Genomic DNA, 11,736 nt, shown 5'->3' with positions numbered 1-11,736 from the left:
GGCCTTGTTCGGGCACTACGCAAAGCTCGTATTATGCGCGGCCACATACGTCTGCGAGGTGGCGCAGATGACACGGCGTCGGCTCTTCTGACGGTTCATTCCCGCCCGATAAAGCCCGCAGAATCCGATAGAGTAAATGGTCAATCTGGCCAGGCGTAAATCGCGGCTGGCCGAGCGACGCCCTTGAGTGGAAAAATGCCCGCTTTCTCGAAACGGCCTGGCGTCTGCGAAACGAAATCGGCGGATGCCAGCAGGCTGTGGCCGATTTCGTCGGCCAGCTTCTCCATGCGCGCCGCTTCATTGACCGCCCTGCCGATCGCCGTGAAGTCGAGGCGGCGGGCCGCACCGACGTTCCCATAAAAGACCTCGCCGACGTGAAGGACGATATCGACGAGAAGCCCTGGCTCTCCCGCTTCCGTTCGCCTGCGATTGACATCAGCATTGGCGTCCATGGCGGTTCGAGCCGCCGACAGCGCGCGGCGGCATGCCTCGGCCGGGTTGTCGATATCGGCAGGGAAGATGGCGAGCAGACTGTCGCCCATAAACTTCRGGATCTCACCGCCCTCCTGCTCGACCGGGGCGCCGATCGCCTCGAAGTGTTCATTGAGCCAGGCAACGATGCGTTCGGGCGCATGCCTTTCATTGAGTGACGTGAAATTCTTGAGATCAGCCAGAAGGATCGCCGCATAGATCGCGGTACCGTCGCCGCGCCGTATATGGCCACCTAGGATACGACTGCTGCTTCCGGCACCCGTGTAGACCGCGAGCACGTCGGTGGCAACGCGTGTGGTCGCGATCCGGCAACAGGTAAGAGTGAGGGCTGGCATCAACCGCCGCAGTTCGGCAATCTGATGATCGGAAAATCCCTCGGGATGATCGACAGCGAGGGAGAAGCTGACACCTGCAAGCGCAGTATCCCCGGGAAATCGGGCCAGTTTCATCAGGTAATCGGTGGCTCCAAGCTCGGCTAGCTCCGTCAGCAGCGGAATCGGCGGCGCGTCCGGTCCGGGCGGCAATTTCCAGCGGGCGTAATCGAGGTCGTGTGCCAGGAGATAAGCAACAGGCGAGCGCTGGAACAACTCTTGACCCGCTTCGTCATGTCCTTGAACTTCCGTCAAAAAGCCGGACGATCGGTACCATGCGACCGAAGACCCGCGTTGTACGGGATCAATCGACGGCATAGCGATCGACGCACGAATGATCGGGTATCCGAGGTCCATCAGCCGCTCCGCCACACCCTGCAGAACGGTCTCGATCGTATCGGTCGATAGTCCCTCGGCAATAATCCAGTCGATCAGTTCCTGCAAATGTGGCATCATATATCTCTTGGCCTCCGGGATTTGTGGAGGTCTGTCGTTCTACCGCAATTTCGTCAATGGTCCATTGGCCGTGTTATTCACGGGCACAGGACCGGAACGCAACAGAAATGCTTGATGCTCGCGTCGGCGGCACCAAAAAGGATGGAACAAAATCAACGCAGGCGCGTAATCGTTCTCTGGGACACCACGAACCTATTATCGCCCTAACAAGAAGCACAACCCACCTCGAGGAAGGAGAGGAATGTGTCTATGACCTCACGCAATGCTCACGTTGTACCGCACGACGATCACGTGGTCACCGCCAAGGAGGCCCTGGAGGGACTTTATCTGAGGCTTGAAATGGAGGCGGAGGTTCGCTTGGTCGCTGCGGCGTTGCGCGCAGGCTGGACGGCGGACGAAGCGCTTGAAGCGATCGACCAACTTCGAGCCGACGATACCAGGCACTAGGGCGTGGTGCGTGCATTCGCACTTGTTAGAGACGCCCTAACTCGTTGAATCCAAGCATCGGGCTTCCGAAAATCGATTTCGATTTTCGAGCCAATGCCGTAGGCTTTCTTGAAGCAGCCATAGATGTCGTGGCGGCGAAAGCCGCCCTCAGTTTGCCACCAGATGCCCCGGCGATACCTCGCGGTACCCGAGCGGCTTGATCTTATAATCGACAGGCCGGATCGGGCTTTTGATCTCGTCGTTAGCAACAACGCGTTTTTCGCGACGGCGGTCGGGATCGGGGACCGGCACAGCTGCCATCAACTTCTTGGTATAGTCATGCTGCGGATTGCCGAAAACGGCCGCTCGCGGGCCGATTTCGACAATCTCACCGAGATACATGACGGCGACGCGATGGCTGACGCGCTCGACGACGGCCATGTCATGCGAGATGAACAGGAAGGCGAGGTTGAGGCTCTGCTGCAGATCGAGCATCAGGTTGATGACCTGCGCCTTGATCGAAACGTCTAGTGCCGAGACGCTCTCATCCGCCACGATGACCTTCGGCTCCAGTGCAAGCGCACGCGCAATACAGATACGCTGGCGCTGACCGCCGGAGAATTCATGCGGGAAGCGCGAAGCCATGTCGGGTGTCAGTCCGACTTTGGCGAGGAGGTCTGCGACGCGCTCCCTTGCCTGCTTTGCCGTACCCATCCTGTGCTCGAGATAAGGCTCGGCAATGGCATCGCCGACGCGGATACGCGGATTGAGGCTGGCGAAGGGGTCCTGGAAGATCATCTGCACGGTCTTGCGCATCTCGCGCATGCCCGCCTTGCCGAGCGCCAGCACATCCTTGCCATCGGCAATGACAGAACCGCTCTGCGCCTCAATCAGCCGCATGATTGCGCGCCCGGTTGTCGACTTGCCGCAGCCGGACTCGCCGACGAGCGATAGCGTCTCTCCCGCATGGAGATCGAAGGATACGTTCTCGACCGCATGGACGCGACCGGTCAGCTTGCCGAAGAGGCCCGAATGAATATCGAAGCGCTTGGTGAGGTTCTTCACCTCCAATACCGGACGGGCGGCTGCCGCGACTGTATCGGCCGTCTCGACCGGCGTGTCAGATTCTCCGGTCGCCGTATTGACGACAGGAAAGCGCAGCGGCCGCTCGTAGCCCTGCATGGAGCCGAGTACCGGGACGGCAGACAGCAGGGCGCGGGTATAGGGATGTTTGCCGCGGTGAAAGATATCCGCCGTCACCCCCGTTTCCACTTGCTCTCCGCGATACATGACGACGGTACGGTCGGCGATCTCGGCAACGACGCCCATGTCATGGGTGATGAACAGAACCGAGGTCCCCTCCTCTTCCTGCAGCATCTTGATCAGATCCAGGATCTGGCCCTGGATCGTCACGTCGAGTGCCGTCGTCGGCTCGTCGGCGATCAGGAGCTTCGGCCGCGAGGCAAGCGCCATTGCGATCATCACGCGCTGGCGCATGCCGCCGGAAAAGCGGTGGGGATATTCGTCGAAGCGCGAGGCGGCCGAGGGGATGCGCACTTTTTCAAGCAGCCGGATCGTCTCGGCGCGGGCTTCTGCCTTCGACATTGGCCTGTGGCAGAGCAATGCCTCGGATATCTGGTCGCCGATCGTGAAGAGCGGATTGAGGCTCGTCATCGGCTCCTGGAAGATCATAGCAACATCATTGCCGCGAACCTTGCGCATTTCGCCTTCCGGCAGGGCCAGAAGATCGCGCCCGCCGAGCATGATCTTGCCTTCGACGCGGCTAGAATCCAACTGCAGAAGGCGCATGATCGACAGGGAAGTCACACTCTTGCCGGAGCCGCTTTCGCCGACGATAGCGACTGTCTCTGCCGGTGCGACATCAAAGGAAATATTGCGAACGACCGGCTTCCAGGCGCCATCGACCAGAAACGATGTCGTCAGATTCTGGACGGAGAGGACCGGCTCTGCCGCTGCGATGGATTGTGCCTGGATGCCTGTCATGATCGCTTCCTTAAAATTCGCCCCGGATATCAGATCAGTCCGGCCACTTCAGCACGCCTTCGAAACGACGCTTGCTGCGATCTTCGATCGGTGTCGCGATGATCTCGTTGGAGGCACGCGCCTTGTCGAGCTCTTCGGCCAGGCGGCTGGCGACGATCTTTTCCTGGCCCGGATGCAGGTTGCAGGGGTCGAGATAGAAGTAGCGATGCTCGACCTCGTGGTCGCGGACGATGATCGGCGGAGAGCCGCGGCCGAGCGCATCGGCGAGGTCCCAGGCGGTGATATGGGCCTCGTCGGTATCGATGATCACGCGCATGCGATCGAGCGGGTTGCTGGTCGGGTCCGGCTCGATCAGTGCGGTCACGCCGGGGCGGCCGTCAAGCGTCTGTTTCCAGAGGTTGAGATAGCTCGTCTCACGCGCGCGGATACCGGCATTGTCACGCTTTTCCCAGGCTTCCAGCGCCGCCATGACGCCAAAAATGCTTTCCTTGCCGACCTTCATGCCGCGGCCGATGCCCATGTTCTGCAGGAAGGCGTTGCGCACCAGCTCCTTTTTGCCGGCGACGATGCCCGAGGTTGGGCCGCCCAGGAACTTGTGGCCGGAATAGAGCGCCACATCGGCCCCCTGCTTCAGGAATATCTTGAGATCATATTCCGAGGCCGCATCAACGATAACGGGAACGCCCTTGGCATGGGCGATCTCGACGAATTCCTTGAGGTTCAGCAGGCCATAGTCGACGACATGATGCGAAACGACATAGACGGCGGCCGCCGTCTTTTCGGTAATTGCCTGTTCCATATGGAAACGGTGGGTGGATGTCGCCTGGCCGACCAGCACCGCCTTGCCCCCGGCAAGCCGGATCGCCTGATCGACGGGCGCGCCGTAGCTCACGATGTGGCCCATCTGGACAAGAACTTCGTTCTTTTCCGGGACGACATCCGGCAGCTTCTCGATGGCGAGCAGATTGTTGCCAGTGATGGCGCCTGCGACGGCGAGCGAAATGCCTGCCGAGCACGAGGCGGTCACGAAACCCGCCTCGCCGCCGGTCAGCCGCGCAATGACGGCGCTCGCCTTGCGCTGCAAATCGTTGACCTCGACGAAATGCGGCAGGATCGACGACATGGCGGCGATAGCCTCGGGAACGACGATCGAGGCGCCGAGGCTGGTCATGGTGCCAGAAACGTTGATGACCGGGCGAAGGCCGATCGATGTGCGGATGTCCTCAGACATGGGTGTCTMCAATTTCAATCTGTTGGGCCCGAGCAATCATGCGCATCCTCATCTCAGCGCGACGATGGCCTCGATTTCGACGGTGATGCTTCCTGGCAGCGAACCGAAACCGACTGCAGAGCGGGCATGTTGCCCGATCTCCTCACCAAAGACATCGATGAAGAGATCCGAGCAACCGTTGATAACTGCAGGATGGTCGACGAAATGCGGCACGGCATTGACCATGCCGAGCAGCTTGACGACGCGCTTGACACGCGAAAGGTCGCCGAGCGCCTCATGCATGACGGAAAGCAGATTGATGCCGGTCAGCTTTGCATGCTGGTAGGCGGCTTCGACGCCGACCTCAGCGCCGACCTTGCCGACATGCATGAATCCATCAGGCTCGCGAGGCCCCTGCCCCGACAGGTAAAGCATGTTGCCCTCCTGCACATGGGTGACGAAGTTGGCGATCGGCGGCGGTGGAGCCGGAAGCTGGATGCCAAGCGCTGCTAGCCGCTCGTAGGGCGACGTGCTGGGTTGACCTGCGGTAACGGGCGGGCCGGCGGTGGCGGAAGACTGGTTCACGCAAACTCCTGTCATGCTATGTCTTGAGTTCTGGTCTTACCGGTAGGAATAACCGTGGCTGTGGCGCACGAGCTTGCGGGCGCGCGGCACATAACGGCTGGAAGTGAAGGCCTCGTTGCCCAGCACCGCATAGCGCGGCTCGAAAAGCTTCTTCAGCACCGAGACGTCACCATTGGAATCGGTCGCCTCAAGGTCGGAATCGACGAGATCGAAGACCGTGAACTCGGCGGTAGCACCAACAGTCAGACGGTTTTCCATCGACAGCTTGATGACGGATGCCGGCGCATGGGTCACAGCATTGATCACCTTGTCGAAGGGCATGCCGACTGACAGAAGCTTCGACATGGTGGTGGCCAGATCCCAGACCGGGAAGTTCAGCGAATGGCCATGCAGGTCGGTTGAAATCGAATACGGCAGGAGACCGCGGGCAATCGCCGCTTCCGCCACCTTGAAGGAGAAGGAGGCGCCGCCATGGCCAATGTCGAGGCGGATGCCTTCGGATGCACAGCGTTCGGCGAGATTGAAGAGGTCTTCATCCTCCATGATGCTGGAGCCCGCCTTGCCATTGAAGCAGTGGGTGACGACATCGCCGGGACCGAGGATTTCAAGCACTTCATCGTAGAGGGCCGGCGGCTCGCCGACATGCACCATCATCGGCACCTTGAGGATCTTGGCGATCTTCTTGCCGAGCTTTACGGGGGTGACACCCCAGGAGCCGGTGATCACATGGCTGGCGCGCACCTTGATGCCGACGATATGCTCGCTGTTTTCGGCATAGCATTCGAGAATACGGTCAAGATCGATATCCCTGATGTCGCGCAGTTCCGCGACGCGGTTGCAGGCCACCAGTCCGATGGAGCCGAGATTGAGGAAGGCCTTGATGCGTTCCTTGGACGGCTCGATGATATATTCACGGAAGCCGTGGAAATTGGCCTCCCCGGCAGAACCGGCATCGACCAGCGTCGTTACACCGCGCTCGACGCCGCATTCGGATGGGCGCAGCGAGATGTCCGTGCCGCCATGCCAGATATGCACATGCAGGTCGACCCAGCCGGGGGAGACAAAGGCGCCCTTACCGTCGATGCGTGTCACRTCGTCAGCCGCCGCCAGGGATGGGCCGAGGCCGGCGATCTTGCCATCGGCATCGACCAGGATATCGAGCGCGCCATCGGGCGTGCCAGTGCCAAAGCCGACAGGCCTGATATTGGTGAGGAGGAGCGGCTTGCCCGCTTTTTCACCGGTCATTTTAGAGATCCTTTCGAAGTTTGGGATCGAGCATATCGCGCAGACCGTCACCGACCATCTGCAGCGAAAGCACCGAGAGAATGATGGCGATACCCGGAAACAGCGTCATCCAGTCGGCCTGGCCGATATATTGCCGGCCAGCGGCAATCATCGTGCCCCAGGTCGGGATTTCCGGGCTGACGCCGAGACCGAGGAAAGACAGGCCCGCTTCCGCAAGCATTGCGCTCGCAAAGAGGAACGTCGCCTGCACCAGGATCGGCGAAAGCAGGTTTCTCAACACATGCCGGGTCATGATGTGGAAGGTCGAAATGCCGAGCGCCTGAGCCGCCTCGACATAGGGCAGTTCGCGGATAACGAGCGTCGAGGCGCGGACGATGCGGGCCAGGCGCGGCGCATAGACGATCGACAGCGCGATGATCACAGTCGTCAGCGACGGACCGAGAGCCGCAACGAGTGCGATCGCAAGCAGGATGTCCGGAAAGGCCATCATCGCATCGATGAGGCGGGCGATCGGCGTATCGAGATTCTTGAAGAAGCCGGCGAGCAGGCCGAGCGTAACCCCGATCACTGCCGAAAGTGCTACGACCGCGACGCCCACGAGCAGAGACAGGCGGCCCGCAAAGATCGTGCGTGACAGCACATCCCGGCCGAACTCGTCCGTGCCGAAGAAATACGTCCCGCTCGGCGGCTTCAGACGGTTGATGATCGAAAGCTTCGACGGCGAATAGGGTGCAACCCATGGCGCCAGGATCGCCAGCAGCACGAAAATTGTGAGAATGAGCAAGCCAACGACGACTGTCTTGCGCTTTAAAAACTGGCGGATGAATTTGCGGCCTTCGCTTTCGACCGGCTTGATCGCGATATCCGTCATCAGTAGCGCACCCTCGGATCGACGAGCAGGTAGAGCATGTCGATCACAAAATTGATCAGGACGTAGAGCGCGGCGATCACCAGAAGCGCTCCCTGGATAACAGGATAGTCACGACGCAAAACAGCCGAGACCACGAGATTGCCGACGCCCGGAAGGCCGAAGACGGTCTCGGTCACGACTGCGCCCGAGATCAGCACGGCGGCGGTCAGACCAAGGACGGTCAGGATCGGGATAAGTGCATTCTTCAAAGCGTGCTTGAGGATCACCCTGCGTTCGATCAGGCCTTTGGCTCGAGCTGTCCGGATATAATCGTCACCCAGCACATCGAGCATCGAGGCGCGCGTGAAGCGCAGGATGAGCGCGGAGGAGACGATGCCGAGCGCGAAGGCAGGCAGCGTCAGGTGATACATGCGATCGAGGAATGTCGAGCCCGGTCCGCCATATCCGGAGACCGGGAACAGGCCGAAGCGGACGGCGAACACCTGCATGAGGATGAGGCCGAGCCAGAAGCTCGGAATGCTTGCGGCAAACATGGCGAGCGTCGTTGCCGCCTGGTCGATGAAGGAACCCCGGCGGTAGGCGGCATAGATACCGATCGGCAGCGCGATGAGGCTGGCGATAACAAGCGAGAAGATCGTCAGGAAGAAAGTCGGTTCGGCGCGATCGAACAGCGCCGCGGTGACCGGCATGTTGAGGAAAATCGACTGTCCAAGATCGCCCTTGAGCAGCTGGCCGATATAATAGAGATATTGCACGCCGATCGATCGGTCGAGGCCAAGGCTGGCGCGTAGATCGGCGATATCCTGCGACGTCGCATCCGGACCGAGCATGACGGCCGCCGGATCGCCGGGGGTGACGCGCACGATGATGAAGACGATCGTGACGACGAGAAACATCACCACGATCATGCCGAGGAGGCGCTGGAAAATGTAACGTATCATGAAGTCTGTCCCGGTGCCGGGCAGGCACGATGGAAAAGGGATGCCGGCGCAGGCGTACCGGCATCCTGCGATGGAGCGTTACTTCTTGACCGATGCGTTCCAGAAATACGGCCACGGAGCCGGGTCGACGCCTTCAAGCTTGGTCGATTTGGCCGAGACGGCGTTGAAATCGCCGATCTTCATGTAGGGCAATTCGTCATACATGGCCTTCTGGACATCGGCCCAGAGTGCGATGCGCTTCTGCGGATCGACCTCGGAAGTGAAGGCATCGACGGTGGCCTTGCGCGCCGGCGTATCCCACCAGCCGGGCGAGCTCGGGGACAGCGAACCGATCAGTGCCGGTTCCGGCAGGAAGGGGCTGTGGGTGATGTAGATATCCCAGAGCTTCGGATCTGTGCGGCGCTGCGTCAGCGTGGCCCAGTCGACGACCTGCAGATCGACGGCGAAGCCGGCAGCCTTCAGATATTCGGCCGCGACCTGCGCCATCTTGTAGTGGAATTCATACTGGCGGCTGGTGAGAATGCGGATCGGCTCACCATTATAGCCGGCCTTCTTTGCCGCCGCGGTGGCCCCTTCTGAATCGGCGACGTTATAATTGCCCTCGACACCTGCATCCGTATTCCAGACGTAGGGCTTGGGATAAATGTCGCCGTCGAGCGTGTAGAAATCCGTGCTGCCGAAAGCGGCGGCGAGCATGTCTTCCATGCTGAGCGCCTGGCGGATTGCCTTGCGGACCTCGACGTTCTTGGCAATGCCTTCCTTCGTGTTGAAGACGAAGACGGGATAGCCGAAGGGCTTCAGGATGACGGGCTGCGAAGCGCTCGATGCCTTCAGCTTGTCGAAGGATTCGACCGGGATCGAGTCGACATAATCGTACTGACCTGAAACGGCGGCCTCGACGCGCGTGTTCGGATCCGGAACCGGCACGAAGCGGATTTCATCGAGATACTGGTGGCGGGCACCGCCATAACCGTCACTCTCGCCGTCACGCGACTTATAGCCGTCGAAACGGACGAGCTGGATGTACTGGTCCGCCTTGCGCTCTTTCAGCATGTAAGGACCGGTGCCGATGAACTCCTTCATCGGTTCATCCTGCTTTTCAGCAGGAATGATGATGGCGGCGGAGTTGTTGAAGGCGAGCAGCGAGGTCAACGGCGCATAGGGTTGCTTCAGCGCGATCTTGACGGTCGCCGGATCGACGGCGGTGATGGAGTCGACGAAGCCTGCGACCTGCTTGCCGCGCGAGGCAATCTTGATCCAGCGGTTGAGCGAGGCAACGACATCTTCCGAGGTCATATCGGAGTTATCGTGAAACTTGATGCCGGTGCGCAGCTTGATCGTATAGGTCTTACCGTCGGCGCTGATTTCCGGCAGGCTTTCGGCCAGAAGCGGCGTGACATTCCACTTCTTGTCGAACGTGTAGAGCGTTTCGAAAATATGCTGCGTGACGATGCCGACGAGATCGGCGGTCGAGGACATAGGGTCAAGCGTCGGCGGCTCGCCGATCGTTGCGACGTTGATAACGCCGCCCTTTTCCTGAGCCATCAAGGTTGTCGGCAAGGCGACCAGCGCAGTGCCGAGAAGGAATGCGACAAAAGTCTTCATTTTATGCTCCCGGTTTAATGTTCCACAATTATGTTATGTCGGTTTTTATAATAGAATAGCGAGGGAAGTGGTTCTGTCAATCGGGAAAGTGGCTCCATCGGTAAAAATGAGCAGAAGCGCGGCCAGATCCGAAATCGCCCGCAATTTCGGTTGTTTCGCGATGGCGCAGGCAAGCTTGCCAACCTGGAATTAAATGCGCCGGGGTCGCGTATCCGTCTCGTTCTTTAATAGTTCCGGTGGTTCAACCGGAAGAGGCAAACGATGTCGGACTTAAGTCCGTGTTGGTCAGCGCGCAAAAAAGTTAGAACGCGATTACGTTGCTTTTATCGAGGACATCGAGGTGCGCCGAAGGCGGACATCATATCCTTTTCTGAAACGGTGCATTGGATGGAGATCATTCTTGGCGCATCGATCTGCATTTAGAGCCGTTGCAAGAATCCCAAGTAACCGCCACTCGCCCCGGACTGAACAATCAAAGTCCTAAATCCCAGAAAAGCGAAACATGTCATCTGCTGGAGAAGTCATGAAGAAAGTGCTTGTAGCAGGCGGAGCCGGTTTTCTCGGATCGCATTTGTGCGATAGGCTTTTAAATCGCACCGACATCGAAAAATTGGTTGTTGTTGATAATCTTTGGACTGGCCGCGAGGCGAATATCTCCCACATCCGGGACCCCCGCTTCCACTTCGTGCGGTCCGACGTGGAAGAGCTTCAGACGTCGGACAAGTTTGACGAAATATTCCACCTTGCTTCTCCGGCCTCGCCGCCGTGGTACATGAAGGAACCCAAGAGAACCATTTCGGCAAATCTCATTGGAGCCTTCCGTCTTCTGGACCTCCTGAAAAAAGGGGGCCGCTTCTGCTTCACCTCTTCCTCGGAAGTCTATGGCGATCCGCTCGTCTCACCGCAGCCGGAGTCCTATAAGGGCCAGGTCGATTGCACCGGGCCACGCTCATCCTATGACGAAAGCAAACGCTGCACGGAGTCCTTGCTGTTCGAGATGCAGCGCACGCAGGGTCTGGACGTCAAAATCGTTCGACCCTTCAACGTATATGGACCGAGGACGCGGCCAGACGACGGGCGAGCTGTCTCGAACTTCGTCGCCCAGGCCCTGACCGGCCGCCCCATTACGGTGTTCGGGGATGGCCTCCAATCCCGAAGCTGGGGGTATGTCGATGACATCATTGACGGCTTCGCACGTTACTTCTGGATGAACGAGACCGATTACAGGGGCCCGCTCAACGTCGGGAACGATCGGGAGATATCAGTCCTGGAAGTAGCTCAGTATGTCTCGCGCCTGATGGGCGGGATTCCGATCGTCTTTGAGCCCTCACCGCCGCATGATCCGACAAACAGACGACCAGATCTGACGAATGCAAACTACGTGATGCCCGAATGGTCGTGCACGATCAGCTATGAGGAAGGCGTTGCAAAGACACTGGACTGGTTCAGTCAGGAGATGAAAATTGCCACGGCACAGGCAGCTCAGGCGGGCTCCCGCCCGCTGGCCAAGGCGGGACGCTAAACGGTTCA

Annotated in this window: 10 protein-coding genes; 2 read left to right on the top strand and 8 right to left on the bottom strand. The window is 59.5% G+C overall.

Annotation, left to right across the window (positions count from 1 at the left end; all coding sequences use genetic code 11):
• Positions 1–140 precede the first annotated feature (140 nt).
• A complete protein-coding gene (locus tag AC1D35_RS27205) occupies positions 141–1,316 on the bottom strand; it encodes an adenylate/guanylate cyclase domain-containing protein (protein WP_477941027.1) in 1,176 nt (391 codons plus the stop codon).
• A 252-nt stretch (positions 1,317–1,568) separates the two neighbouring features.
• Between AC1D35_RS27205 and AC1D35_RS27200 the strand changes: the two genes are divergently transcribed.
• Positions 1,569–1,766, top strand: coding sequence for a hypothetical protein (locus AC1D35_RS27200; protein ID WP_113296441.1), 198 nt, complete (start codon positions 1,569–1,571; stop codon positions 1,764–1,766).
• Between the two features lie 147 nt (positions 1,767–1,913).
• Here the strand turns inward: AC1D35_RS27200 and AC1D35_RS27195 are convergent, their stop codons facing one another.
• The 7 genes from AC1D35_RS27195 to AC1D35_RS27165 all read right to left on the bottom strand — a co-directional run bounded on the left by AC1D35_RS27195 (position 1,914) and on the right by AC1D35_RS27165 (position 10,206).
• Positions 1,914–3,749, bottom strand: coding sequence for an ABC transporter ATP-binding protein (locus tag AC1D35_RS27195; protein WP_115037218.1), 1,836 nt, complete (start codon positions 3,747–3,749; stop codon positions 1,914–1,916).
• Between the two features lie 34 nt (positions 3,750–3,783).
• Positions 3,784–4,980: an aminotransferase class V-fold PLP-dependent enzyme gene (locus AC1D35_RS27190; protein WP_477941024.1), complete on the bottom strand. Its 1,197-nt coding sequence runs from the start codon at positions 4,978–4,980 to the stop codon at positions 3,784–3,786.
• Positions 4,981–5,028: 48 nt separating this feature from the next.
• Positions 5,029–5,559, bottom strand: coding sequence for a RidA family protein (locus tag AC1D35_RS27185; RefSeq protein WP_477941023.1), 531 nt, complete (start codon positions 5,557–5,559; stop codon positions 5,029–5,031).
• A gap of 21 nt (positions 5,560–5,580) precedes the next feature.
• Positions 5,581–6,789, bottom strand: coding sequence for an amidohydrolase/deacetylase family metallohydrolase (locus AC1D35_RS27180; protein WP_477941021.1), 1,209 nt, complete (start codon positions 6,787–6,789; stop codon positions 5,581–5,583).
• A 1-nt stretch (position 6,790) separates the two neighbouring features.
• Positions 6,791–7,660: an ABC transporter permease gene (locus AC1D35_RS27175; RefSeq protein ID WP_477941019.1), complete on the bottom strand. Its 870-nt coding sequence runs from the start codon at positions 7,658–7,660 to the stop codon at positions 6,791–6,793.
• On the bottom strand, positions 7,660–8,601 hold the full coding sequence (locus AC1D35_RS27170) for an ABC transporter permease (RefSeq protein ID WP_477854253.1): 942 nt from the start codon (positions 8,599–8,601) through the stop codon (positions 7,660–7,662). The genes AC1D35_RS27175 and AC1D35_RS27170 overlap by 1 nt, the downstream gene beginning before the upstream one ends.
• A gap of 78 nt (positions 8,602–8,679) precedes the next feature.
• A complete protein-coding gene (locus AC1D35_RS27165; protein WP_477941017.1) occupies positions 8,680–10,206 on the bottom strand; it encodes an ABC transporter substrate-binding protein in 1,527 nt (508 codons plus the stop codon).
• A gap of 523 nt (positions 10,207–10,729) precedes the next feature.
• Here AC1D35_RS27165 and AC1D35_RS27160 point away from each other — a divergent pair.
• Positions 10,730–11,728, top strand: coding sequence for an NAD-dependent epimerase/dehydratase family protein (locus AC1D35_RS27160; protein WP_477854251.1), 999 nt, complete (start codon positions 10,730–10,732; stop codon positions 11,726–11,728).
• The last annotated feature ends 8 nt before the right edge of the window (positions 11,729–11,736 follow it).

It is taken from the genome of Rhizobium sp. P1_E6, assembly GCF_056405875.1.
This window is presented reverse-complemented; position numbering and strand designations above follow the sequence as displayed.